Raw genomic sequence first — 23,924 nt, 5'->3', positions numbered from 1 at the left:
GGACTTAATGATTAAGTCGAGAGCATCCTGTGAGGCATGAGCCGCCGCGCTGTGATCCTCTTCCTCTCCCTGGGCCTGGCCTGGGGTATCCCTTACATGTTCATCAAGGTGGCGGGCGAGGAACTGTCGCCGTCCGTGCTCGTGCTGGCCCGCACCGCGCTCGCCGCCCTCCTGCTCGTGCCGATCACCCTGATCAGCCGGCGCGACCGCGCCGCCGTGCCCCTCGTCCTGCGGCACTGGAAGGCCGTGACCGCCTACACCGTCGTGGAGGTGGCGCTGCCCTGGGTGGCCCTGAACCACGCCGAGCAGCGGCTGTCCAGCTCCACGGCCGCGATCCTGATCTCCGCCGTGCCCGTGGTCGGCGTGGTGATCGCCCTGATCACCCGCCGTGCCGAGAAGCTCGGTCTGCGCGGCGGGCTCGGCCTGTTGCTCGGCACCGCCGGCGTGGCCGCGCTGGTCGGGCTCGACGTGAACGTCTCCGACCTCGGGGCGGTGGCCGAGATGGGCGTCGTGGTCATGGGTTACGCCATCGGCCCGGTCATCCTGTCGCGGTACCTGGGCGACCTGCCGGGTCTGCCGGTGGTGACTGTCAGCATCGTGCTGGCCGCCCTGATCTACCTGCCCGTGGTGCTGCTCGGGCCCGGTCTGCCCGCGCAGGTGCCCTCGGGGAAGGTGCTCGTGGCCGTCGCCGTGCTGGCCGTGGTCTGCACCGCCACCGCCTTCCTGCTGCTGTTCGCCCTGATCGGGGAGCTCGGCCCGGTGCGCGCCACCACCATCGTCTACGTGAACCCGGTGGTCGCCGTGATCGGCGGCGCCCTGTTCCTCGGCGAGAAGGTCACCCTCTGGACTGTGCTCGGCTTCGCCCTCGTACTGACCGGGTCCTACCTGGTCAACGGCACCCGACGCGAGGCCGCCCCGGCGCTGCCGGACACCGGGCGGGAACTGCAGGCGGCCTGAGCACCCGCGCTATCGTGGAGGGGTGCCCCTGACCACCACCTCCGAGGCCGCGTTCGCCGCCGACGTGCTGGCCAGTCCCCGGCCGGTGCTGGTCGACTTCTCGGCCGGCTGGTGCCCGCCCTGCCAGGTGATCGAGCCGGTGCTCGAGCAGATCGCCACCGACGAGGCCGCGCGGCTGCACGTGCTCACCGTCGACGTGGACGAGAACCCGGTGGTGGCCGACCTCTACGCCGTCACCGCGACGCCCACCCTCGTCCTGTTCCGGGGTGGGCAGGAGGTCGCCCGCATCAAGGGCCTCAAGCCGCGGGAGCTGATCCTCACGGAAGTTCGCCCGTGGCTGTCTACCGGCGGGTGAAGCGCTCCACGAACTCGGCGAAGTCCGGGCGGCCGACCGTGGCCGCCTGGGCCCACGACTCGAACTCCAGCACCTCGGGCAGTTCGGAGGTCTCGGACATCTGCACGGCCCGCTTGGCGTCGCGGATCAGGCCCGGGTCCCGCCGGGCCGCCTGGTGGGCGAGGACCGTGGCGACCCGCACCGGGTCGTCCACCAGCTGCGTCACCAGGCCGCTGCGCAGGGCCGTGTCGGCGTCGATGGTCTCGGCCGCGATGATCGCGGCCAGGGCCCGGTCGGCACCCATCCGCCGGGTCAGGAACCAGCTGGCGCCCCCACCCGGGTGCAGGCCGATGTCCGCGAACGTGACGGCGAACTGGGCGGCCGGCCCGGCGATCACGATGTCGCAGGCCAGAGCCAGATTGATGCCCGCGCCGACGGCTACGCCCTGCACCGCGGCGATGGTCGGGATCGGCAGGTCGGCCACCCCGAGGAAGCTGGCGTAGATGCGTTTGAGGTCGTCGCGGATCTGCGCGGTGGGCCGGTTCAGGTCGCCGAACAGACCGGGGACCTCGGCCCCGGCGCAGAACGCCTTACCCTCGGCCCGCACCACCAGGGCCCGGGCCCCGTCGTCGGTCGCCACCCGGGCCACGGCCTCGGCCAGCTCGTCGAGCATCACGGCGGACAGCGCGTTCCGTCGCTTGGCCGCGGCCAGCACGATGTGACGCACCGGGCCGTCCTTCTCCATCCGGACCGACTTCATCGTCCTGCTCCTTACCGACCTGTCTAGGACGTCCCCGAAGCAATCGTGATCATGCGAACCTTCCCCGGGAAGGTTCGCATGATCACGAAAAAACCGGATCAGGCGAGCTGCGGGGCCACCTCGGCCGCGATCAGCTCCACCTGGTCGAGGTCGGCCAGGTCGAGCACCTGCAGGAACAGGCGCTCGGCCCCCTGCTCGGCGTACTGGCCGATGGCCTCGACGGCTTCGTTCACGGTGCCGACGATGCCGCCGTTCTCCCGCATCTCCTCGACCTCCCGGCCGATCGCGGCGGCCCGGCGCTTCAGCTCGGCGTCGTCGCGGCCCACGCAGACCACGGCGGCGGACGAGAACACCGGCAGGTTCGTGCGGCCGGCCTCGGCGCAGGCCCGGCGGACCCGCTCGAACAGCGGCCCGACCTCGTCCTGCTTCACGAACGGGGTGTTGAACTCCGCGGCGAACCGGGCGGCCAGGGCCGGGGTACGCCTGGCTCCCTTGCCGCCGACGATGAACGGCAGCTTCTCCTGCTGCGGCTTGGGCAGTGCGGGGGAGTCGGTGAGCTGGTAGTGCTTGCCGTCGAAGTCGTAGGTCTGACCGACGGGCGTGGTGAACAGGCCCTCGATGATCTCGAGCTGCTCGGCCAGACGGTCGAAGCGCTCACCGACCGGCGGGAACGGGATGCCGTAGCCGGAGTGCTCGGCGTCGAACCAGCCCGCGCCCAGGCCGAGCTCGACCCGGCCGCCGCTCATCTGGTCGACCTGAGCCACGCTGACCGCGAGCGGTCCCGGGTAGCGGAAGGTGCCCGAGGTCACCAGGGTGCCCAGGCGAATGGTGGACGTCTGCACGGCCAGACCGGCCAGGGTCACCCAGGCGTCGGTCGGGCCGGGGAGGCCGTCGCCACCCATCGTGAGGTAGTGGTCGGAGCGGAAGAAGCCGTCGTAACCGGCGCTTTCCGCGCACTGCGCAACCTTGAGCAGATCCTGATAGGTCGCCCCCTGCTGGGGCTCGGTGAAGATGACCAGACGCATGCTGCCAGCCTTTCAGATCCGCGTGCGGGGCGCCCACGCACCCGGCGATGTTTGTCTATCGGCCCTGGTGGGTACCTCGAAACAGTCTGAAATTAGTTAGATCTCACTATTGACAGATTCCTTGTGAACGGACTGTTAATGACCGACCATGGCGGCATGGTGCCTTCCTGGGAGCGCAAACTGCTGTCCGAGGGGGAGGCTCCGGACCCGCGGTTCACCCTGGCCAACGAGCGCACGTTCCTGGCCTGGATCCGCACGTCGCTCGGCCTGATCGCCGGTGGCATCGGTGCGGACGCCTTCCTCACCGACGTGCCCGACCTGCAACGTGAGCTGCTCAGCTCCCTGCTGCTGATGATGGGCGGGGCCCTGGGCGTCGCGGCCTACCGCCGGTGGTGGGCGAGCGAGCGGGCCATGCGCTCGAACCTGCCCCTGCCCCTGCTCGGCGTGGTCGGCCTGATCGGTTACGGCGTGGGCATCGCGGCCCTGGTGCTGGTCGCCGTCGTGCTGCTCAGCAGCTGATGGCCCGTTCCTTCGACCCGGGCCTGCAGGTCGAGCGCACCACCCTGGCCTGGATTCGTACCTCGATGGCCTTTGCCGTCGTGTCGCTGCTGATGATTCGCACCAGCCGGCCCGAGACCGTGGTCGTGGCCGTGGTTCTCGCCCTGGCCGGGCTGGTCGCCAGTGCCGGGCTGGGCCTGGTGCAGCGGTCCCGGCACCGCGACCGGGTGACCGACTTCAACGAGGCCGTCCCGGTGCCCGGTTTCCGGGCGGTCACCGCGGGCACGGTGCTGACCCTGCTCCTGGCCGGGGCCGCGCTGTGGTGCGTCTGGTCGTGAAACCCTAACGGCGGCGCACGATCAGCAGGGTGGTGTCGTCGGTGCGGGCCGCCGGGACCGAGTCGATGAGCAGGTCGGCCACTGCGTTCAGCGGCAGTGCGCCGGCCGCCCCGACCGTGTCGGCGACGCGCTGGATGCCCTCGTCCGGGCTCAGCGACCGGTGCTCGCTCAGCCCGTCGGAGTAGAGCACCAGCGACTCGCCCGGGGCCAGGGTGCCCGACCACGACCCGGCCACCACCTCCACGCCCAGGCCGATCGGGGGCCGGGCCGTGACCAGGAGGGGGCCGGCGCCGTCGGCCCGCGCGAGCACCGGGTGCGGATGCCCGGCCCGGGCCACCTCGAGCTCGCCGGTGACGGAGTCGTACAGGGCCAGTACCACTGTGGCCAGCGTGGGGCGGAAGACCAGATGGGCCAGGGAGTCCAGCCGCGCCAGGGTCTCGGCCGGGGGAGCGCCCTCCAGCAGGTACGCCCGCAGGGCGGTGCGCAGCTGGGTCATCGTCGCGGTGACCGAGCTGCCGTGCCCGGTGACGTCGCCGACCACCAGGGCCAGCCGTCCGTCGGGCAGCTCGAAGCAGTCCCACCAGTCGCCCGCGAACCGGCCCTCCGGGGCGGGCAGGTACCGCACCTCCAGCTCGGCGCCCGGCACCGAGGGCAGCCCGGCCGGGCGTAACGCGTCGTGCAGGTCCTCGACGATGCTGACGGCCTCGCGCTCGTAGCGGCGCATCTGGGCGGTGGCGGCGGTGCCCAGGGACGTCACGGCCTGCACCTGCCACAGGTCCCAGGGGGTGCTGCGGCCGCGCAGTTTCTCCTCGGCGACCTCGAACGACCGACGCGGGCCGATCCGGGCGCTGCCGTCGGCGCGCACCGTGACGGTCTTGTCGTGGGGGTCGCCGGCCCAGCGCACCGTGCGTTCCACGGCCCGCTTCACCCAGAGGATCCAGGAGCCGGGGGCCAGCGGCAGCACCATGGCCCCCGCCACCGCCTCGCTGCCCAGACCGGGTCGCAGCGCCTCCAGATGGTCGGTGAAGGCCGGGATCCCGTCGGTGCGGGCCAGGGCGGTCGCGACCTGGTCGGCCAGCGCCGCGCCGGGTACTTCGCCCCAGCTCGCCCGGACCGCGCCGTGGCGCAGCAGTACCCCGTCGGCGTCGGCCAGCCCGGCGACCAGGGCCAGGTCGGCGGTGGCCAGGGCCTCGACCGGGGACAGCTGCGGCTGCTGCAGTACCGGCAGCAACTGGTCGACCTGCTGCTGACCGGCCGCCAGCCGGGCCGCGTCGTCGGTGGTCTCCCGGGTGGTCACGATCTCCATCGCGGCCTGCACCAGGAAGTCGGCTGCGGCCCGCTCGTCGTGCGAGGGCTGCAACGGCCCGTCGTAGTGGTGGCAGGCGATCAGGCCCCAGAGGGCGCCGCCCCGCACCATCGAGACCGACATCGACGCGCGCACCCCCATGCCCCGCAGGTACTCCAGGTGAACCGGCGACACACTGCGCAGCGGCGCGTACGACAGGTCGAGCTCGCCCCCGTCGTCGCCGGGGACCCGGGGCACGAGCCGGGCCGCCCCGGCGTGCGAGTCGACGATGAAGCGCAGCCGGTTGAGCACGTAGAGCCGGCGGGCCTGGGCCGGGATGTCGGCCGCCGGGTACTGCTGGCCGAGGAAGGGCTCCAGGTCGGGACGGCGCCGTTCGGCGATCACCTCGCCGTTCCACTCCCGGTCGAAGCGGTAGACCATGACCCGGTCGAAACCGGTGACCCGCTGCACCGCGGCGACGAGCCGCTCGAACACGGCGCCGTTGTCGGGAGCCATCCGCAGCCGGGAGATCTGGGTGTTCGTGGCCGACAGGGACACCGAGCGGCCCAGCGACACGTCGGTCACGGCCTCCAGCTCCACGACCAGCCGGCCCGGGCCGGCGTGGTGCACCAGCACGTCGACCGCGCGCCCGGCCCACGGGCCACCCGCCGGGCCGCCCCAGCGCACCGGTTCCAGCAGGTCGTCGTCCGCGACGCGTTGCGCCACCTCCGACCACAGCTGGTCGCCGAGCATCTCGGCGACCGGGGTGCCCGGGGCCGAGGGCGCGCCCGGCACGAACTCGGTGAGGTTCTCCGAGGCCGTCAGGAGCGTGTGCCGCTCGGGGTGCACCACGATCATCACGCCGTGCGGCTGCACCGATCCGGGGTACTGGATCGGCTCGCGGGCGCACTCGTCGAGATCGGGTTCGGGAAGAGTCACTGCGGAGGGATCCTGCCGTCGGGTGTCGGGGTGAGCAGCCAGGCCTCGAAGACCGCGAACAGCTCGGACGCCGCGAGCACGGCCTCGGCCAGCTCGGCGGGGGTCAGGTCGTCGAGGAGGGCCTTGGTCTCGCGCCAGCTCGCGATGCGACCGGGGTCGTGGGCCAGGCTGGTGCAGGCGTCGTGGGGGATGCCGCCGGCGACGGCGTGCCGGGCGATGACCGAGCCGCCCAGGGCGGAACCGTCGAGCACGTAGAGGTGGCCCAGGGCCTGCCCCCGGGTCGAGGGGGCGGGGGGCAGGGGGCTGCGGGGCAGGTCGCGCACCTCCTCGTCGGTCAGGCCGAGCGAGCGCAGGTCGGACGCGATGGCCCCGGCCCGGCGGCGGGAGGGCACGTCCGGCGCGGTCCGGCCGGACTGCCCGGCGTACCAGGAGCCGAGCTCACGCTCGAGGGGCTCGTGCAGCCCCAGCATGCGCTGCAGCCACCAGCGGTGGGTGGCCTGGTCCCAGGCCCGCAGGTCGACGAGGGAGTCCAGGCGCTCGTGGGTAGCACGGGTGGCCGCGCGCAGGGCCTGGATCCCGTGCTCGGTGGGGGTGTCGGTCACCTACTGCTCCGTCCGCGGTGGTGGAACGTCACGACATCGCTGGTCATGTCGATCACGTCGGGCCAGAAAACCCTGGTGAGCTAGCATAACGACGCAAGCTGCCCGGGCCCACGCCATGGAGAACACCGTGGTGACCGGTCCGGGGCGGAACAGGAGACGGCTGTCCGGTGACGACGACGCCGCGCGGGGAGAACAGGAGGCGAAGGTGTCCCGCAAGGATGAGGACCACCCGGCCTCGGGGCTGCAGGAAAATGCCCCTGGTGATGTGGTCGTGCTCTCGCAGGGTGACCGGACGCTGGTCATCCTCTACGGGGATGTCGACGTCCGCGTCAGTGAAGACCTGGAGTATGCGGGCCGGTTCTCCATCGATGCCGGCCGGTGCACGGTGATGGACGTGCGTCAGGTCACGATGATGGATTCCGTCGGCGTCTCGTTCGTGGTGAGGCTGGCCGCGGGTCTTCGCGCCGCCGGTACGGAGCTCCTGCTGCAGGGGCCCTCACGGCGGGTGTCCGAGCTGATCAGCCTGGTCGGGGCCAACGAGCTCACTCGCTGGCTGCCGGAGCAGACGCCGGCGGCCGCCGCGGTGGTGGAGCGGTCGTGAGCGCCGCCGTACTCACCGAGGGCCGGCCCCCGTCCGGGTTCTGGGCGCAGCGCCTCGACTGGGAGATCGACTCGTTCGGCAGCTCGGTCGAGGCCCGTACCCAGGCCCGTGACGCGGTGGCTGCCGCCGGTGAGTCGGTGCACCCCGCCCACCCCTCCGGTCACGTCTTCTCGGCGGCCAGCGAGCGGGTGGAGCTGACCATGGGCGAGCTCACCGTCAACGGCCTGCGCCACGGCGGTCCGCCGGTCACGGCATCGCTGTCCCGGGGTACCCAGGGCTGGCTGCTCGTGGTCACCGACCAGGCGGCCGACCGGGTACCGGTGCCGCCCGGCACCGACCTCACCGCGGTGGGCGGTCTGGGGCTGCGCCTGGTGTTGTCCATGGCCGTCGAGGTCGGCTGGTGCGTCGAGGAAGACCGCAAATTGGTCTGGGCGCTCGTCGCAGACGCGCCCTCACCGGGCCTCGTCCACCGGCTCGACCAGGCAGTGTCCTAATCCTGCAACAACTCCCGGGCGGCGGTCGCAGTTACCGCGGCAGTGACCCGGTCGAGCACCACAGACTGTAATTTCCAGCGTTGCCAGTGCAGTTCGACGCTCGCCGGACGGTCCGGCGCGAGCGCCACCAGCCGGCCGGCCGCCAGGTCGTCCAGGCACTGCTGCTCCGGCAGCATCCCCCAGCCGAAACCCGTCCTCACCGCCCGGGCGAAGTCCTGCGAGGTGGGCACGTAGTGCCGCGGCGATATCGGGTCGTGGCCCACGGCGGTGCGCAGGAAGGCCTGCTGCAGGCCATCCTGACGGTCGAAGTCCACCAGGGGGACGCCGTCCAGGCCGGCGGTTCCCGCCTCACCGTTCAGATGCCGGTCGACGAAGGCCGGCGAGGCCACCGCGTGGTACCGCATCGTGCCCAGGCGTACCGACGAACATCCCTGCACCGGAGCCGATTCCGCCGTCACGGCCGCCATCACGGTGCCCGACCGGAGCAGGTCGGAGGTGCGGTCCTGATCCTCCCGGTGCAGGTCGAAGACCACCGCCGTGTCGTCCAGCACGCCGGCCAGCGCCCCCAGGAACCAGGTGGCCAGCGAGTCGGCGTTCACCGCGAGCGCGATCGTGGGCACACCGGCGTGGCCGGTGCCGGCCAGGGCCCGGGCGGTCTCCTCCTCCAGCAGAGCGGCCTGCCGGGCGTGTCGCACCACCACCTCACCGTCGGCCGTGGGCCGGATCGGGGTGGTGCGCCGCAGCAGGATGCGCCCCGCCGCCTGCTCCATCGCCTTGACCCGCTGCGACACGGCGCTCGCGGTGATGTTCAGGTGGGCCGCGGCCGCGTCGAACGTGCCCTCGTCCACCGCCGCGAGCAGGGTCTGGAGATGATCCCGCTGAAAGCGCATGAGCTCAGCTTAAGCACCTTCAGAAAGATGAGCTGTACTACAGACGGGCCCGCTCGTAGCGTCATCGGCATGCACCTGATGCCCGCCGTCTTCGGCCTGATGACCGGACTGAGCCTGATCGTCGCCATCGGCTCCCAGAACGCCTACCTGCTGCGCCTCGGGATCGCCGGGACGACGCGGGTCGTGCTGCCGGCCGTGGTGGTCTGCGCGGCCTCGGACGCGGTGCTGATCCTGGCCGGGGTGCTCGGGGTGGGTGCCCTGGTGCAGAGCGCACCGATGGCCCTGACGGTGATCCGGGTGGTGGGCGCGGCCTTCCTCATCACCTACGCGCTGATGGCCGCCCGCCGGGTGATCTGGCCGGACGGAGGGGCACTGGAGGCCCGGGAGGTGGCCCCGGGGGCGGGCGCCCGCCGGGCGGTCCTGACGATGCTGGCCCTGACCTGGCTCAACCCACACGTCTACCTGGACACCGTGGTCATGCTCGGATCGATCGCCAACGGCCAGTCGCAGGGACGCTGGTGGTGGGTGGCCGGAGCCGTTGCCGCCAGCATGATCTGGTTCACCGCTCTGGGTTTCGGGGCCCGGCTGCTACGGCCGGTGTTCTCCCGGCCGGTCGCCTGGCGGGTGCTCGACGGTGTCATCGCCGTCGTGATGCTGACCCTGGGCCTGCGGATCGCGGTCGGCGTCTAGCACCTGCTGGGCGATGCGGAAGGCCGTGTTCGCGTCGGGAACGCCGCAGTAGATGGCGTTCTGGAGGATGACCTCCTTGATCTCGCCCACCGTGAGGCCGTTGCGCCGTGCGGCCCGCACGTGCAGGGCCAGTTCCTCGTGGTGGCCCCGGGCGATCAGCGCGGTGAGCGTGATCATCGAGCGGCTGCGCCGGTCCAGGCCGGGCCGGGTCCAGATGCCGCCCCACGCGTAATCGGTGATGAACTGCTGGAACTCGGCGGTCAGGTCGGTGACGGCCGCGGTGGCGCGGTCGACGTGGGCGTCGCCGAGCACCTCGCGGCGCACGGCCGTACCGGCGTCGATGCGCTCGCCCACGCTCTGGTCACGATCCATGGTGGCCTCCGGAGGTGAGGGCCCGATGGAGGACGTCGTCCACCAGTAACCCGGTCAGGCCCAGGTAGTCGCGGGGATCGCTGCCGGGGGTGTTCCCGGACAGCTCGCGCATGCTGGTCTGCTCGGCCAGGATCGCCGGGCCCGCGGCCTCGAGGTTCGCGAGCATCCGGTGCGGGTCCACCCGCAGGCCGGTCAGCAGTTCGCTGGCCTGCCCGGCGGCCGAGGCGGTGGCCCGGGACAGGGACTGCAGGGCGGGCCATTCGGTGTGCCAGGAACCGTCGGGCCGCTCGTCGACGGCCTCGGCCGCGGCCAGGTGCAGCGTGGCTCCCCACTGCGGGGCGCTCAGTGCGGTGCGGCGGATCAGCACCGACAGCACCGGGTTCTGTTTCTGGGCCATCGTCGAGGAGCCCCCGCGCCCGATGACGCTCGGCTCGGCCAGCTCACCGATCTCCGGGCGCCCCAGCACGATCACGTCGCGGGCGATCCGGCCCCAGGCGTCGCACGCGCCGACCAGCACGTCGCCGACGGCCGTGACCGGGCCCCGCGCGGTGTGCCACGGCGGCGCCCAGGCCAGGCCCAGTCCGCAGGCCGTGCCCTCGAGCAGCTCGCGCACCGTGCGGCCGGGATCGGCCGCACCGCTGCCGCGGGCCAGCTCCAGGACGGCGCTGAGCGTGCCCGCGGCCCCGCCGAGCTGCACCTTCAGGGCCGGCAGGCGGTCGAGAGCGTCGCGGGCGTCGAGCAGCGCGGTGAGCCACTGCGCGACCTTCAGCCCGAACGAGGTCGGCACCGCGTGCTGGGTTAGGGTGCGCCCGGCCATCGCGGTGTTGCGGTGCTGCCCGGCCAGGGCCGCCAGCGCGTGGATCTGGGCGTCCAGCTCGTCGCGCACCCGCTCCAGCACGTCGCGCAGGCAGATGGCCAGGGCCGTGTCCATGACGTCCTGGCTGGTCAGGCCGCGGTGTACCCACAGGGCAGCGTCACCGTCCAGCGTCGAGCGCAGCCACCGGGTCAGCGGGATGACCGGATTGCCCCCGGCCTCGGTGCCCGCCGCGACCGCGGAGGCGAGCCCGTCCGCGTCCGCCATTTTGACCGTCAGGCGACCCGCGGCCCGGGCCGGCGCGATCCCGGCGGTGACCAGACCGTCGAGCCAGACCTGCTCGACCCGGAGCATGGCGGTGAGCAGTGCGGCGGGGGACATCAGCGCGCCCGCGCGCTCGTCGCCGGGCCAGAAGATCGTCACGGGGTCAGTCTGCCCGATGTCCCGGGAATCGCAGGAACACGGTCTCGCCCTCGCCCTGGAGGCGGATGTCGAAGCGGTAGCCGGTGGATTCCTCCCTCGCGCGCAGGGTGTCGCGGCGGTCCGCGGGAAAGGCCCCGAGGTCGGCGCCGGGCAGGTAGGCGCGGGTGAACAGGCGGTCGAGCAGCCCGCGGGCGAACACGGTGACCGCGAAGAACGGGACCTCGCCGCCGGGCCGCAGCGTGCTGAGGGAGTAGTGGCCGGCGGCGTCGGTGCTCGCGCGGCCCCAGCCGGTGAAGGTGAAACCGTCGCGGCGCAGCGACCCGGCCGAGCGCACCACCGCACCGTCGGGACCGGGCTGCCAGATCTCGATCAGCGCGTCCGGCACCGGGTTCCCCTCACCGTCCCGCACCGCGCCGTGCAGGCGGACCGCCCCGGGGGAACCGGGCGGCACCAGATGGTTGTCGCCGGGGTAGGGGAGCGCGTAACCGAAGAAGGGGCCGACGGTCTGGCCCGGTGTGGCGCGGTGGGTCATGCCTCGCCCTCCTCGTCCGGCTCGAACCGGGTGCGGTGGGTGCCGGTGAGCACGATGTCCCAGCGGTAGCCGGTGCTCCACCCGGGGGTGGTCACGTCGTGGTCGTAGTGGGCGACCAGCAGTGCCCCGTCGGCCGGGTCGGTGATCGACTGGTAGATCGGGTCGTAGGCGAACAGCGGATCACCCGGGAAGTACATCTGGGTGATCCGGCGCTGGGTGAAATCCGTTCCGAACAGCGAGAAGTGGATGTGGGCCGGGCGCCATGCGTTGCGGTGGTTGCGCCACGGGTAAGGGCCGGGCCGGATCGTGGTGAACCGGTAGGTGCCCTCGGCGTCGGTCAGGCAGCGACCCACCCCGGTGAAGTTCGGGTCGATCGGCGCCGGGTGCTGGTCGCGCTGGTGGATGTACCGGCCCGAGGCGTTGGCCTGCCAGATCTCGACGAGCTGGTGCGGGACCGGGCGCCCGTCGCCGTCGGTGACCCGGCCGGTCACCACCATGCGCTCGCCGATCGGCTCACCGGAGTGCTGGATCGTCAGGTCGGCCTCCAGCGGGTCCACGTCCTGATGCCCGAAGCACGGTGCCCACAGCTCGGCGCCCTCCGGGTCGGCGGGGTGCGGATCCTGGGTCGGGTGCCGCAGGATGCTGCTGCGGTAGGGGGTGTAGTCCAGGGCGGGCTGCGCGAGATCGGTTCCCCGCCGGGCATTCCCGAAGGCGGTGATCTCGTCGCTGATCTGGCGCTGCGTGGTGGTCGGGGCGTCCGATGACGGCGTCGGCATGCTGGTGACGGTAGGCGTTTACTTCCGGTGCGGAACAGGTGAGACTTCCGTCCAGCGGAAGTTCCGGGGAGGAGTGCCGATGGTCGGCTCGCGGGGTGCGACGGCGGGGGAGAGCGTCACCGCCCGGGCCCTGGCCCTGCTCGGCGCCTTCGACGACCGGCACCGGCGGCTCACCCTGACCGAGATGGCCCACCGGGCCGGGCTGCCCGTGCCGACCGCCCATCGGCTGGTGGCCGAGCTGGTGCGGTGGGGTGCGCTGGAGCGTCTGCCCGACTCCGCCCGCTACGTGGTCGGCCGCCGGGTCTGGGACCTCGGGCTGCTGGCCCCGGTGCAGACCGGGCTGCGGCAGGTGGCCTCGCCCTTCCTGCACGACATCTACGCCGCCACCCTGGCCACCGTGCACCTGGCCGTGCGCGACGGGATCGAGGTGCTCTACGTCGACCGGCTCGCGGGCCACCAGTCGGTGCCGGTGGTGAGCGAGGTCGGTTCCCGGCTGCCGCTGCACTCGACCGGGGTGGGCAAGGTGCTGCTCGCGCACGCTCCGGCCGGGGTGCGCCGGGGTGCCCTGGAGCGGCTGACCCGGATCACGCCCTACACGATCACCCAGCCCGGGCGGCTCACGGCGCAGCTGGAGCGGGTCCGGCGCGAGGGGTACGCGCAGACGGTGGAGGAGATGAGCCTGGGCGGCTGCTCGGTCGCCGTACCGGTGCGCGGGAGCCGGGGCGAGGTGGTCGCGGCGCTGGGCCTCGTGGTGCCCTCGCTGAAACGGGACCGGCCCCGTCTGGTGGCCGCGTTGCGGGTGGCGGCGGAGGGGATCAGCCGCTCGCTGCGCTGAGACCCGGGGTGGTGCCGACGGGGATGTCCCGGGCCGGTTTCGGCCGGCCCAGGTAGTAGCCCTGGGCCAGCTCGCACCCGATGACGGCGAGCCGGTCGAGCTGTTCCTGGGTCTCGACCCCCTCGGCGACCACGTCGAGGCCGAAGGCGTGCGCGGCGGTGACCATGAGCTGGACCAGCGCCTGGGTGCCGGGATCGTCCGGGCGCAGGAAACTCCGGTCGATCTTGAGGGTGTCGACCTGGAGCTTCTGCAACTGGCCGATGCTGGTGTAACCGGTGCCGAAGTCGTCCAGGCTGACCGCCACCCCCAGTGCCCGCAGGTCCCGCACGTGGGCGTCGGCGGTGGGCTCGTCGAGCAGCACGGTCTCGGTGATCTCGACCACCAGCCGCCGCGCCTCCAGGCCGCTCGCCTGCAGGGCGTGGCGCACCTCGCCGACCAGCGTGCGGGAGGCCAGGTGCCGGGCCGAGATGTTGACGGCCATCGTGACGTCGCCGTGGCCGTCCGGGTCCTGCCGGCTCCAGACCATCAGCTGCTGCGTGGCGTGATTCAGTACCCAGCGGCCGATCTCGCAGATCAGCAGGCTCTCCTCGGCGACCGGGATGAACTCGTCGGGCGGCACCAGGCCCCGCTCGGGGTGCCGCCAGCGGATCAGGGCCTCGTAGGAGCGCAGTGTGCCCGTGGCCACGCTCATCACCGGCTGGTAGTGCAGCTCGAACTCGCCCGAGGCCAGCCCGGCGCGGATACCGGCCTCCAGGCGGGCCCGGGCCTCGAGCTCCTCGCGCAGGGTGGTGTCGAACATCTCCACCCGGCCCCGGCCCTTGCCCTTGGCCCCGTAGGCGGCCAGATCGGCGTTCTGCAGCAGCTTCTCGGCGTCCGTCTCACCGTCGCGGGCCAGGGCGATGCCGACACTGGCGCCTACCGAGGCCCGTCCGGCCCGGGTCATGATCGGGGTGCTGACCGCGGCCACCAGGCGCTCGGCGACGGCCACCAGCTCGGCCGGGGACGGCACCGGGTCGATCAGCACGACGAACTCGTCACCGCCCTGCCGGCCCAGCAGATCGCCCTTGCGCAGAACACTTCTCATCCGCTCGGACACCGTGCGCAGGACCTCGTCGCCCGCGGGCTGGCCGAGCTGCTCGTTGACCTTCTTGAAGAAGTCCAGGTCGACCATGAGCACCGCGACCTCGTCACCGGCCCGCGCGGCCCGGTGCATGAGCGAGGTGAGCAGTTCCCGGATGTAGGCGCGGTTGGGCAGATCGGTCAGTGAATCGTGGGCGGCCTGGTGCTGCAGGTCCTCGCGGTAGGCGTCGCGTTGCTGCGTGGACGCCCGCAGCTGCCCCATCGACAGCCAGAGCCGGGCGGGCACGAGCAGGGAGAGCACGGAGGAGACGACGGCGATCGGCAGGTGATTGAGGTTCAGCTGGTTGAAGTAGTCGACCATCAGCACACCCGGCACGACCAGCAGGGCCGCGTACATGGCGACCAGGCGGACCGGGGACACCTCCCAGGTCGGCAGGGCACTGACCCGGGCCGGAACGCTGGCCGAGCGCAGCGCCCCGTAGCCCCAGCCGATGTACATCACCAGGTAGATGGTCTCGAACCAGCGGTCCTGCGGGTTCAGGGTGCCCTGGCTCACGCCGTAGGTCACGTTCCCCAGCAGCCCGGCGAGCACACCCCCGGTCAGCGCGGTCGTGGCCCAGCCCTCCACCGGTGCGGGCACGCTGGTGACCAGCCAGATGGCGGCGGCCAGCATCCCGATCGTCGTGGCCGGGTAGAGCAGGCCGACGGTCTCGGCGAGATCCAGGCTGCCGGACAGCGGCTGGTAGAGGGCCACCCACAGCACCAGCCCCCCGGCCCCGGTGACCACGGCCGTGTCCAGGAGACCGGTCGCGTCCACCCGGCGACCGCGCTGCAGCAGCAGGAGGCCGAGCGCGGCGGCGACGTTGCCGGTCAGCCAGCCGGCGTCGGCCCAGCTGGGATAGGGAAGCGGATCACCAGTCGCGGCGTGCCAGGCGACGTATCCGTCGGCGACCGCGCCCAGGCCGGAGCCGAGGGAGAACGCCGGCCAGGCCAGGCGCCGGGGGCGGTCCCGCCGGGCGGCGAGCAGCACGGCCGCCGTGCTGCTCAGACTCACGGCGACCTGGGCCACGCTCCGGGCCGAGCCGGCTGGTACCAGCCAGTAGCCGCTGAGGAGGAGAGCGGCGACGACGAGGTACCGCCGGCCGGCGTCGAGGCGCATGGGCCAGCGATCGACCCGGCCGGGCGTGGGGTGAAGGAGGCTTCCCGGGTGTCATACCTCCGGCCCCCGGTCGTGACCGTGCGTCACCCGGGACGGTCAGAGACCGATCGGCATCCCCGCGTAGTTCTCCGCCAGGCCCCGGGCCGCGGCCTCGCTGCCCGCCACCCACCGCAGCTGCGACAGCTGGAGCTGGGCGTCGAACGGGTCGTCCCCGGTGTGCAGCATGGTCGTCATCCACCAGGAGAAGTGGGTGCAGCGCCAGACCCGGCGCAGGGCCGTGTCCGAGTAGGCGTCCGCGGCCCGGTGGTCGCCGCGCACGAGCAGGCCGGCCAGGGCGGGGGCGAGCAGGGCCACGTCGGCCACCGCCAGGTTGAGCCCTTTCGCGCCCGTGGGCGGCACGATGTGAGCGGCGTCGCCGGCCAGGAAGAGCCGCCCGTGCCGCATCGGCTGCTGCACGAAACTGCGCATGGGCAGCACCGACTTCTCGGTGATCGCGCCGGTGGCGAGCTCCCAGCCGTCCAGGTTCAGGCGGGTGGACAGCGCCTCCCAGATCCGGTCGTCCGGCCAGGCGGCGATGTCGGTGCCGGCCGGCACCTGCAGGTAGAAGCGGCTGACGTCGGCCGAGCGCATCGAGTGCAGGGCGAAGCCGTCCGGGTGCCGGGCGTAGATCAGCTCGTCGGTGGAGGGTGCCACGGCGGCCAGTACCCCCAGCCAGGCGTAGGGATAGGTGCGTTCCCAGGTCTGGCGCGCGGCCGGCGGCACCGCGCCCCGGCTGGGTCCGAACGAGCCGTCGCAGCCGACCACGACGTCCGCGTCGAGCCGCCGGCGCTTCCCGTCGGCGTCCGTGAAAGTCACGTACGGGTGGTCGGACTCCACGTCGTGGACGCCGGTGTCGCCGATCCCGTAGAGGATCGGCTGCCCGGCTGCCTCCCGGGCCTGGCCGAGGTCTTTCTGCACCTCGGTCTGCCCGTACACGGTGACCGTGCGCCCGATCAGGTCGACGAAGTCGAGGTGGTGGCGTTCCTGCGGCCACTGCAGGTGGATGCCCCGGTGCGGGTCGCCCTCGGCGAGCAGCCGGTCGCCCAGCCCGTTCTGTACCAGCAGGTCGACCGTGGACTGCTCGAGGATGCCGGCCCGGATGCGGGCCTCGACGTACTCCTGGGTGCGGGTCTCCAGCACCACCGACTCCACCCCCTCGGCCTCGAGGAGATGGGACAGGAGCAATCCGGCAGGGCCGGCGCCGACGATGGCGACCCGAGTGCGCATGGCCATCAGTGCACCTCAGATCTCGTCGGCGGGCGCGTCCGGCGTTTCACTGGGCGAAAGCGCGGTCGGCTGGAGTTTCTCCAGCCGGGAGCGCAGCAGGGGACGCCGGTCGGCGTTGCCGGGCAGGGCCGCGTACTTCTCCCCGAACGCCGCGAGCAGGGCGTCGTCGAGCCGGCGCACGGCGCCCGGCGGGTACTTGTAGGCCATCCGCGTGTTCAGGTCGAGCTCGTTGACCGGCAGCAGCACCTCGGTGAGTTCCGGCAGCGAGGTGATCGCCAGCTCGGACAGCAGGCCGGTGATCCAGGTGTAGTGCTCGGTGCGTGACCAGCCGGCCTCCGGGTACTGCCCGGCCAGGAAGGCCGCCAGTTCGCGGGCGCCGACCCGGGAGTCGTCGTCGGCGATGTCGCGGCCGGTGGTCTCGTCGTCGGCGGCCGGCTCACCGCCGGGCAGCGGGTGGCTCTCGGCGATCCGGTCGCGGATGTTCGAGAACTCCTGGTCGGCCAGCTCCAGCAGGCCGGCGGCCAGGGTGAAGCGGCGGTCCAGTTCCGGGGCCTGCTCGGCGGGAATCGAACCCTTGTAACGGATGTCGTGCTCGAACTCGGCCCAGGCGTGCTGCAGCACGGTGCGCACCTGGAGCGAGGCGGCCCGCCCGCGCAGAGCCTCGTAGTCGGAGTGGCCCTCCCGGGCGGCGTCCAGGGCGATCAGCATGTGCCGGCTGCGGTAGCCGAAACGGCCCTGCCGGGCGGTCTCCTCGCCCATGTCCCGGTCGCGTTTGACCAGCAGCTGGTCGTGGATCACGTCGGCCACGGTGGCGACGTCGTGCTGCACGTAGGTGATGACCCGGACGCCGATCTGGTCGTTGATCTCGCGCAGCGGGTCGGTGTAGACCAGCTCGCCGTCCGCGGTGCGCCGCCCGGCCTTGCCGGCGAACGAGGCCACCGTCTTGGCCCGGCCGTTGACGCTCAGGTAGTTGATGCCGGCCTCGTCGAGGATCGAGGTGACCAGGGCGACGAAGGTGTCGGCCGCCTCGGTCAGGGCGGGCTGGCGCAGGGCGTACTCGCGCACGACGAGCGACACCGGGTCTTCCTGCGCGGGGTCGTCGGGCGAGCTCGGCTCCAGCCCCTCGGGCAGCGCGGGGGTGACGATGTAACCGTTCTCGGCGTCGCCGTAGGTGGTCATCATCTGCGGGTGGCGGGTGGCCAGAAGCGCCACGTAGGCGCAGATCACGGCGTCGACCTGGTCCTCGACGACGCGTAGCTCGCTCTTCTTCCCGGCGTTGCCCGCGGCCTCGGTCAGCTCCGGCCAGCGGGACCCGGGCCGGGTCAGGTGCAGGGCCGGCTCGGCCCCGGCCAGGCCGGCGACCAGGCCCATGAGCCGCAGCAGCTCGGTCTGCAGAAGGTCGCGTGTACGGCCCGGTTTGGCCTTGTACTTCAGCGTCCGGCCGAGCCGGAAGAGCGAGACGGTGGCGGCGTGCGGGTAGACCTCGAGCGCCCGCCGGCCCCGGCCCGAGCGCGGGTTCATGTCCAGCTTCAGCGCCGAGGCGATCCGGGCGCCGCGCGGAACCCCGGAGAACTCGGGCTTGGTGGTGTTCACCGGGTGGGCACCGGCGTGGAACCGGGCGAAGTCCTTGTTGAGGGCCGCCTCGGCCGGCCGGTTGCCGGTCTCGTTCCGGACGATCAGCGGGGCGTCGATCGCGACGACGCAGTCACCGGCCGTGTACGGCGCCAGCGCCGCGAGGATGTCCTCGTCGCTCTGGGCGGCGCTGACGTGCAGCAGCGCGCCCTCCTGGTCGAGCACGGCGAGTCCGGTGGGCTTGCGTTCGCCCCAGGCAAGATCCAGTCCGACGAAGTACACGGGAGAAAGCCTGCCGTATGCCGCGGGGAACTTCGCACACGACCCGGCCGATCGGCTGCCGGGTCAGCTTTCCGGGCCGGCTTTCCGGTCAGCGGGGGCTGACCCGGACCCGTCCCTTGCCTGCGCGTTTGGCCTGGTACATCGCCGCGTCGGCGGCGTCGAGCAGGGCCGGGCCGTTGTCGTCGTGGCCCGACAGCGCCACCCCCACGCTGGCCCCGATCCGGGCGTACGTCCCGTTCAGGTCGAACTGCTCCGCCAGGGTGGCGATCACGCCGTGCCCGATCGCGATCGCCGTGTGCACGTCGGCCACGCCCGGGCAGAGCACCGCGAACTCGTCCCCACCGATCCGCGCCACCACGTCGCCGGACCGCACGCAGGCCGCGATCCGGTCTGCCACCTGCATCAGGAGCTCGTCGCCGACACCGTGACCCTCGGTGTCGTTCACCGCCTTGAACCCGTCCAGATCGATGTACAGCACCGCCACGTCGCCCGCCCGGCCGGGCTCGGACAGGGCCCGGTCGAGCCGCCGGCGCAGCGTCGAGCGGTTCGGCAGACCGGTCAGCCCGTCGTGCGAGGCCTCGTGCCGCAGCCGTTCGGTGAGTTCCCGGCGGGCGGTGATGTCCTCGATCATGATGATCAGGTACGGCGGGCGGCCGTCGGCGGGACGTACGGCGGCCGTGGACATGTGCCCCCACAGTTCCCCGCCACCGGGGCGCAGGAACTTCCGGTCGCCCTGCACACTGTCGATCTCGCCCGTCAGCAGCCGTTGCAGGTTGACCGCGGCCCCGGAGGCGTACGGCTCCTCCAGCAGGTCCATGTAGTGGGTCCCGAGCAGGTCCTCCGGGGTCTGGCGGGTGAAGGCGCACAACGCCGGGTTGGTCTGCAGCACCAGACCCGGATCGGCCGGGTCCAGGCCGACGATCACCATCGCCAGCGGGGCGCCGTCGAAGGCCAGGCGGAACCGGTCCTCGCTCTCCTCCAGCTCGGCCCGGGTGCGCAGTGCCTCGCTCAGGTCGGTGAGCACGGCGATGAACTCGGCGGTGCCGTCGGGAGCGGTGTGCGGGGTGAGACTGAAATGCCCGGGGAACCGGGTGCCGTCACCGCGGACGCAGACGGTCTGGTGGCTGGCCGAGCCCTCGTGACGGCGGGACATGGCCTCGAAGACGACGGCCGGGTCGTCGGTACCGAACCGGGCCACGGCGGCCTGCCAGGCCTCGGGAGTCAGGAAGGCCGACGACCTCATCTTCCCGACCACCTCCGGCGCGACCCGGCCGAGGATCTTCTCGGCGCCGCGGTTGAACCGGGTGATCAGCCCGGTGCTCGCCGAGATGCCCAGGATCGCGGTCTCGGTCAGTGCCCCCATGACGGCGGCGAGGTCGCTGTCCGACCGGTCCCGGGCCAGTTCGGTCTCCCGGATCCCGGTGATGTCGTGCACGGTGGTGTGCAGGCGCACGACCCGGCCGGAGCTGTCGGTCTCGGCCTCGTTGCGGCCGACCACCAGCAGCTGCGACCCGTCCGGGCGCACCAGCCGGTACTCCCTCCCCTCTCTCGCCCGGCCGTCCGTGGACAGCTCCTGCACCACACGCAGTGCCCGTTCCCGGTCGTCCGGGTGGATGGCGGCGAGGTAGAGCCCCGTGTCCGGTGCCACCTGTGCCGGATCGAGGCCGAGCTGCCGGTACAGGCCCAGCGTCCAGGTCACCCCACCGGTCTGCACGTCCAGGACGGCCGACCCGGTGCCGGTCATTTCCTCGGCCTTGACCAGGGCGGAGGCCCGGTCCTCGCTGAGCCGCAGGGCGTCGTTCTTGGACCGGGCGGCCACCACGACGAAGAGCAGCAGCAGGGTCAGGGAGGACAGGGTGATCTGGATGGAGTACGTCCGGTGCAGACCCGGCTCGTTACCGAACGGCCCGCCCCCGTGCAGGGTGCCGATGGTCGCGAGGAGCCCCAGTACCTGGAGCGACACCATCGACCGCAGGGCCCCCAGACGCAGGCCTCCCCACAGCAACGGCAGGGCGCAGACCACCGAGGCGATGAGCCGCTGGTGCGCCACGAACACCGCCGCACCGACCGCACTCACCGCGACGAGCTGGGCCAGCCACTCCGCGTTGGTCCGCCCGTCTCGCAGCTTGCTCCACACCTCGCCGGTGGTGGAGACCAGGAAGGCGGGGGAGAGCAGCATCATGCCCAGGGCGTGGGTGCAGAAGTAGCCACCCCACAGGCCGGCGAACTGCCCACCGCCCGACAAGGTCTGGGAGATGCTGAAGAGCGTGGAACCGAGGGCGACACTCACGACCACGCAGAACGAGAAGCGCGCCGCGAGCCGGGGACTGTTCAGGTGCGCACCACCGGGCAGGGCGATCCGCAGCAGCACGGTCACGGCCAGCAGCTCGGTGGTGGTGGTGACGGCCATGCCTACGCAGGCCGCTATGTCGTAGCCGTAGGTCAGATTGCCGGCGAACTGACCCACGGCGATGCCGATCACCGCGGCCGGCCAGGAGCGCGGCGGCAGCCGGGCCATCAGGGCCAGCCCGGCCCCGGCCAGCGGCCACCAGACCGAGGTGTGCAGGTCCTGGTCGCGCAGCAGGTGCAGTCCCAGCTCGGTGAGGGCCAGGGAGAGGGCGAAACAGGCCACGAGCCGCCGCACCTCGCGGCCCGCCGTCATCGTGTACTCACCTCCACCCGGCCCTTGCCGCTGCGTTTGGCCTCGTACATCGCCTCGTCGGCCGCGTTCAGCAACTGCGGCACCGAGTCCCCGGCCCGCCGGGCGTCCTGCGGCGTGGACAGCGCGATGCCGATGCTCGCGCCGATCCGGCAGGACGAGCCCTCGACCGTGAACGGCTCGGCCAGCGTCCGCACGATGCGCTCGCCGATCGCCCGGGCCGTGCCCAGGTAGCCGACCCGGGGCAGGAGCACGGCGAACTCGTCACCCCCGAGCCGGGCCACCACGTCGGTGCCGCGCACGCAGCCGGCGATCCGGTCGGCCACCTGCACCAGCAGTTCGTCGCCCGCCCCGTGGCCGAGGGTGTCGTTCACCGCCTTGAACCCGTCGAGGTCGACGTACAGCACCGCGACCGGGCCGTCCGCGGGAGCCTCACCCAGCGCGTCCTCCAGCCGCCGGCGCAGCACCTGCCGGTTCGGCAGCCCGGTGAGCGGGTCGTGCGAGGCCTCGTGCCGCAGCCGCTCGGTGAGCTGCATGCGGGCGGTGATGTCCTCGATCATCGTGATCAGGTACGGCGGGCCGTCGGCCGGGCGCACCACCGAGGTGGACAGCAGCCCCCACACCTCGCTGCCGTCGGCACGGTGGAAGGCCCGCTCGGCAGTGGTCGAGTCGCCCCCCTCCAGCAGCAGGCTCTGCAGGTCGGTGGCGGCCGCAGCGGCGTGGGCGGGGGTCATCAGGTCGGCCAGGCGGCGTCCCACCAGCTTCGCCTCGGTGAGGGCCGCGAACCGGCACAGCGCCGGGTTGGCCCGCTCGATCCGGCCCGGGTCGCCGTCCTCCAGCATCACCACGGCCATCGCCATCGGCGCGAAGTCGAAGGCCAGCCGGAACCGGTCCTCGCTCTCCTGGAGTTCGGCCTGCGCCCGCAGCACCTGGGTCAGGTCGACGATGACGGCGATGAAGCTCTCCGTCTGCCCGTCCTGTCCCAGGACCCGGGTCAGGCTGCCCTGAGCCGGGAACCTCGAGCCGTCGTGGCGCACACAGATCCAGCGGCTGCTGGAATGACCGGTCCGGATCACCTCGTCGCCCAGCCCCAGCAGCTGCTCACCCACGCCGGCCCCGGCCTGCGCCCGCTCCAGGTCCTCGGGGGCGTGATAGATCGAGGGCTGGTGAATGCCGACCACCTCGTCCGCCCGCCACCCCAGCATCCTCTCCGCGCCCCGGCTGAAGAACGTGATCAGCAGACTGGTCGCGTCGCACCCGACGATCGCCACGTCCTCCACCGCGTCCAGTACGCCGGCCAGCCGGGTGTGGGCGCGCTGGAGATCCAGCTCGGCCTGCCGCATCTGCGTCACGTCGAGCACCGTCGAGCGCATCCGGGCGGGCCGGCCGTCGGGGTCGCGCTCGAGCCGGTTACGCACCATCAGCGTGCGCTCGGTGTTGTCCGGGCGCAGCAGGCGGAACTGCATGTCCGGGAGCCCGCCACCCTCCAGGGCCCGGGACAGGGAGGCCACCACCACGCCCCGGTCGTCCGGGTGGATCAGTTCCAGGTACGCGTCGGCGGTCGGGACCACGCTCCCCGGCTCGCGTCCCATCTGAACGAACATGCCGGCGCTCCAACGAGTCTCGTTCGAGTGCAGGTCCCAGATGGACGAGCCCAGGCCGGCGATCCGCTCGGCCTCCACGAGATCGGCGCCATCGGTCCGGGTCCTCTCCAGCAGCCGGGACCGGGCCTCGGCGGCGAGCACCACGAACAGCGTGCACAGGGTGGCCGAGACCAGTACGGCCTGGACCGCGAACGTCTGGGCGGCCGGCGGTTCCTGCACCACCGGGCCGACTCCGCGCAACGTGCCGACGGTCGTGATCACCGCCATCATCAGCAGCGAGCCCATCGCCCGGGTCGGGCCCAGGCGCAGGCCGCCCCAGATCAGCGGGACCGCACAGACGAAGTCGGGCACGACCCGCTGGTCGGTCAGGAAGACGCCCGCGGTGGTCAGGCCGAGCACCAGGGCCTGGGCGGCCCACTCCAGGTTCAGCCGGTGCCGCCCGACCTCCCGCAGCAGACTGTGCGCGTCGGCCGAGGCCAGGAACAGGGGCGACACCATGAGCAGCCCCAGGGAGTGGCTGCGCAGGTACCCGTTCCCCAGGCCGAGGACCGACTGCCCGTCCGGGGCGTTCTGCACCAGGGCGAACACGGTCGCCCCGCACATCACCCCGCCCACCGCGCAGCCCGCGAACCGCGCGGCCGCGAGGGGCGAGTCCAGCAGTACCCCGCCGGGAAAGGCCCGGCGCAGCAGCAGACTGATGACGAGGGTCTCGCCGAGGGCGGCACTCAGCACCAGCAGGGCTCGGTCCGGGGACGCGTAGTACGTGCTGAGATTGGTGACGAACTGCCCGGCGCCCAGCGCGAGCAGGGCGATCGGCCAGGACCGGGGCCGCAGCCGGGCCAGCAGAGCCACCCCGAAACCGGAGAGCGGCCACCAGACCGACACGTGCAGGGCCGGGTCGCGCAGCAGGCGGATCCCGAACTCGGACACCCCGAGCCCGATCAGCAGGCAGCTCACGAGGAGCAGGCAGGCCCGCGCGAGCCGCCCCGGGGCAGTCACGGCGTGCCTCCTGTCGGGTCGGCGGACCGCAGAGATCGGCACTGCTGACACCCCTGTTCGCGCGTCTTCTTCACGCTCCTGGCAGGAAGATCGGCGCGCCGGTCACCGGACTTGACCCGGGACTCTCGCAACCACGTC

21 protein-coding genes and 1 pseudogene are annotated in these 23,924 nt (G+C 72.4%); 8 read left to right on the top strand and 14 right to left on the bottom strand.

What is annotated here, in order from left to right; genetic code table 11:
* Positions 1-36: 36 nt before the first annotated feature.
* A complete protein-coding gene (locus tag LR393_RS05450) occupies positions 37-957 on the top strand; it encodes a DMT family transporter (protein WP_231482075.1) in 921 nt (306 codons plus the stop codon).
* Between the two features lie 22 nt (positions 958-979).
* Positions 980-1,312 (top strand): thioredoxin family protein, encoded by a 333-nt coding sequence (locus tag LR393_RS05445; protein WP_231482074.1) that lies wholly within the window; start codon positions 980-982, stop codon positions 1,310-1,312.
* Here LR393_RS05445 and LR393_RS05440 read toward each other — a convergent pair.
* Positions 1,299-2,051, bottom strand: coding sequence for an enoyl-CoA hydratase (locus tag LR393_RS05440; protein ID WP_231482073.1), 753 nt, complete (start codon positions 2,049-2,051; stop codon positions 1,299-1,301). The genes LR393_RS05445 and LR393_RS05440 overlap by 14 nt on opposite strands.
* Positions 2,052-2,149: 98 nt before the next feature.
* The gene (locus LR393_RS05435) at positions 2,150-3,076 is read right to left on the bottom strand and encodes an LLM class F420-dependent oxidoreductase (RefSeq protein WP_231482072.1); all 927 of its coding nucleotides are present in this window, start codon (positions 3,074-3,076) and stop codon (positions 2,150-2,152) included.
* Between the two features lie 156 nt (positions 3,077-3,232).
* Between LR393_RS05435 and LR393_RS05430 the strand changes: the two genes are divergently transcribed.
* Together LR393_RS05430 and LR393_RS05425 are read left to right on the top strand one after the other, a co-directional pair.
* On the top strand, positions 3,233-3,595 hold the full coding sequence (locus tag LR393_RS05430; RefSeq protein ID WP_231482071.1) for a YidH family protein: 363 nt from the start codon (positions 3,233-3,235) through the stop codon (positions 3,593-3,595).
* Entirely contained in the window at positions 3,595-3,912 is a 318-nt protein-coding gene (locus LR393_RS05425) for a DUF202 domain-containing protein (protein WP_231482070.1), read from the top strand. The genes LR393_RS05430 and LR393_RS05425 overlap by 1 nt, the downstream gene beginning before the upstream one ends.
* 4 nt (positions 3,913-3,916) lie before the next feature.
* On the opposite strand, the gene LR393_RS05420 is transcribed toward LR393_RS05425, so the two are convergent.
* Positions 3,917-6,136 carry a SpoIIE family protein phosphatase gene (locus LR393_RS05420; protein WP_231482069.1) on the bottom strand — a complete coding sequence of 740 codons (2,220 nt, stop codon included), beginning with the start codon at positions 6,134-6,136 and terminating at the stop codon, positions 3,917-3,919.
* Entirely contained in the window at positions 6,133-6,738 is a 606-nt protein-coding gene (locus LR393_RS05415; protein ID WP_231482068.1) for a biliverdin-producing heme oxygenase, read from the bottom strand. The genes LR393_RS05420 and LR393_RS05415 overlap by 4 nt, the downstream gene beginning before the upstream one ends.
* A gap of 115 nt (positions 6,739-6,853) precedes the next feature.
* Between LR393_RS05415 and LR393_RS05410 the strand changes: the two genes are divergently transcribed.
* Complete coding sequence (locus tag LR393_RS05410; RefSeq protein ID WP_231482067.1) at positions 6,854-7,339, top strand: STAS domain-containing protein; 486 nt, start codon at positions 6,854-6,856, stop codon at positions 7,337-7,339.
* Positions 7,336-7,833 carry an ATP-binding protein gene (locus LR393_RS05405; protein WP_231482066.1) on the top strand — a complete coding sequence of 166 codons (498 nt, stop codon included), beginning with the start codon at positions 7,336-7,338 and terminating at the stop codon, positions 7,831-7,833. Before LR393_RS05410 ends, LR393_RS05405 begins: the two co-directional genes overlap by 4 nt.
* Here the strand turns inward: LR393_RS05405 and LR393_RS05400 are convergent.
* The gene (locus LR393_RS05400) at positions 7,830-8,723 is read right to left on the bottom strand and encodes a LysR family transcriptional regulator ArgP (protein WP_231482065.1); all 894 of its coding nucleotides are present in this window, start codon (positions 8,721-8,723) and stop codon (positions 7,830-7,832) included. The two genes, LR393_RS05405 and LR393_RS05400, sit on opposite strands and share 4 nt — an antisense overlap.
* A gap of 69 nt (positions 8,724-8,792) precedes the next feature.
* Here LR393_RS05400 and LR393_RS05395 point away from each other — a divergent pair, with 69 nt between their 5' ends.
* The gene (locus LR393_RS05395; RefSeq protein ID WP_231482064.1) at positions 8,793-9,413 is read left to right on the top strand and encodes a LysE/ArgO family amino acid transporter; all 621 of its coding nucleotides are present in this window, start codon (positions 8,793-8,795) and stop codon (positions 9,411-9,413) included.
* Here the strand turns inward: LR393_RS05395 and pcaC are convergent.
* The 4 genes and pseudogenes from pcaC to pcaH form a co-directional block, all read right to left on the bottom strand.
* Positions 9,312-9,761: pseudogene (pcaC, locus tag LR393_RS05390) on the bottom strand (4-carboxymuconolactone decarboxylase); the annotation flags it as partial. The gene LR393_RS05395 and the pseudogene pcaC overlap by 102 nt on opposite strands.
* A gap of 13 nt (positions 9,762-9,774) precedes the next feature.
* Positions 9,775-10,980: a lyase family protein gene (locus LR393_RS05385; RefSeq protein WP_407937292.1), complete on the bottom strand. Its 1,206-nt coding sequence runs from the start codon at positions 10,978-10,980 to the stop codon at positions 9,775-9,777.
* Between the two features lie 46 nt (positions 10,981-11,026).
* Positions 11,027-11,554 carry a protocatechuate 3,4-dioxygenase subunit alpha gene (pcaG, locus tag LR393_RS05380; RefSeq protein ID WP_231482061.1) on the bottom strand — a complete coding sequence of 176 codons (528 nt, stop codon included), beginning with the start codon at positions 11,552-11,554 and terminating at the stop codon, positions 11,027-11,029.
* Positions 11,551-12,330, bottom strand: coding sequence for a protocatechuate 3,4-dioxygenase subunit beta (gene pcaH, locus LR393_RS05375; RefSeq protein WP_231482060.1), 780 nt, complete (start codon positions 12,328-12,330; stop codon positions 11,551-11,553). Before pcaH ends, pcaG begins: the two co-directional genes overlap by 4 nt.
* Before the next feature lie 79 nt (positions 12,331-12,409).
* Here pcaH and LR393_RS05370 point away from each other — a divergent pair, with 79 nt between their 5' ends.
* On the top strand, positions 12,410-13,165 hold the full coding sequence (locus LR393_RS05370; RefSeq protein ID WP_231482059.1) for an IclR family transcriptional regulator: 756 nt from the start codon (positions 12,410-12,412) through the stop codon (positions 13,163-13,165).
* Here the strand turns inward: LR393_RS05370 and LR393_RS05365 are convergent.
* The 5 genes from LR393_RS05365 to LR393_RS05345 all read right to left on the bottom strand — a co-directional run bounded on the left by LR393_RS05365 (position 13,146) and on the right by LR393_RS05345 (position 23,786).
* Positions 13,146-15,404 carry a putative bifunctional diguanylate cyclase/phosphodiesterase gene (locus tag LR393_RS05365; RefSeq protein WP_231482058.1) on the bottom strand — a complete coding sequence of 753 codons (2,259 nt, stop codon included), beginning with the start codon at positions 15,402-15,404 and terminating at the stop codon, positions 13,146-13,148. The genes LR393_RS05370 and LR393_RS05365 overlap by 20 nt on opposite strands.
* Before the next feature lie 96 nt (positions 15,405-15,500).
* Positions 15,501-16,670, bottom strand: a complete 1,170-nt coding sequence (locus tag LR393_RS05360) for a 4-hydroxybenzoate 3-monooxygenase (protein WP_345718719.1) — start codon at positions 16,668-16,670, stop codon at positions 15,501-15,503.
* Positions 16,671-16,685: 15 nt separating this feature from the next.
* Positions 16,686-18,524 (bottom strand): DUF429 domain-containing protein, encoded by a 1,839-nt coding sequence (locus LR393_RS05355; RefSeq protein WP_231482056.1) that lies wholly within the window; start codon positions 18,522-18,524, stop codon positions 16,686-16,688.
* 88 nt (positions 18,525-18,612) lie between these two features.
* Positions 18,613-21,186 carry a diguanylate cyclase domain-containing protein gene (locus tag LR393_RS05350; RefSeq protein WP_231482055.1) on the bottom strand — a complete coding sequence of 858 codons (2,574 nt, stop codon included), beginning with the start codon at positions 21,184-21,186 and terminating at the stop codon, positions 18,613-18,615.
* The gene (locus LR393_RS05345) at positions 21,183-23,786 is read right to left on the bottom strand and encodes a sensor domain-containing diguanylate cyclase (protein WP_231482054.1); all 2,604 of its coding nucleotides are present in this window, start codon (positions 23,784-23,786) and stop codon (positions 21,183-21,185) included. The genes LR393_RS05350 and LR393_RS05345 overlap by 4 nt, the downstream gene beginning before the upstream one ends.
* Positions 23,787-23,924 lie beyond the last annotated feature (138 nt).

It is taken from the genome of Kineosporia mesophila, assembly GCF_021129235.1.
Lineage (GTDB): Bacteria > Actinomycetota > Actinomycetes > Actinomycetales > Kineosporiaceae > Kineosporia > Kineosporia mesophila.
The sequence above is the reverse complement of the archived record's forward strand: the minus strand, read 5'-3'. Positions and strand labels throughout refer to the sequence as shown.